1 protein-coding gene is annotated in these 595 nt (G+C 37.6%); it reads right to left on the reverse strand.

Annotated features, from left to right (window positions below; all coding sequences use genetic code 11):
* Positions 1-420: Ycf2 family protein (locus IEZ04_RS36385; RefSeq protein ID WP_229821494.1), on the reverse strand; the 420-nt coding region annotated here is incomplete at its 3' end.
* Between the last annotated feature and the right edge of the window lie 175 nt (positions 421-595).

The raw sequence follows: 595 nt of genomic DNA on the forward strand, positions 1-595 counted from the left end.
TTGATCAGAAGATCCTTTCAATTGGCTAGAATCCGTTACTTGAACGAAACTTGATCTTGTGGAATCATATTGAATATTTGACGATACATTCCGTACCTTGCTAAAAAACCGATCCTTGTTTACCAACCACACATTGTCTAACCAAATCCAATTCTCTCTCGATATGTTCCTCAAAAAATCCGATTCGTGCGGATTCTTCCCCCAACTAACGAAGAGATCTTGGCGGAATTGCCACATATGAAATTGAGCACAATTTTGCAAAGAAATAGCCCACTTGTTTTTCGAGAAGAGATGGGAAACATGCTCAATATCATTTGATTGAATAGTTGACCCAGCTACTTGTTGTTTGAAGAAACCCTCCACTTCAATTGGTATTTTTTCACGAAAAGCAAACATGAGATAACAAATCCAGTCTTTCACTAAGATTTCGAATAGCTGTCCCGAATTCAAGTTGATTATGTTTCGCCTCTTCCTCGGAGAAAGACGATCAAACAATTCCCAATCATGGTCCTTGCGGATCGGATCATCAATATAATATACAAAAAGAAACTCCAGATATTTGATATCTTTCTCTTGGAATGAGATCTCAATTCCA

Source organism: Streptomyces ruber (genome assembly GCF_014648075.1).
Lineage (GTDB): Bacteria > Actinomycetota > Actinomycetes > Streptomycetales > Streptomycetaceae > Streptomyces > Streptomyces ruber.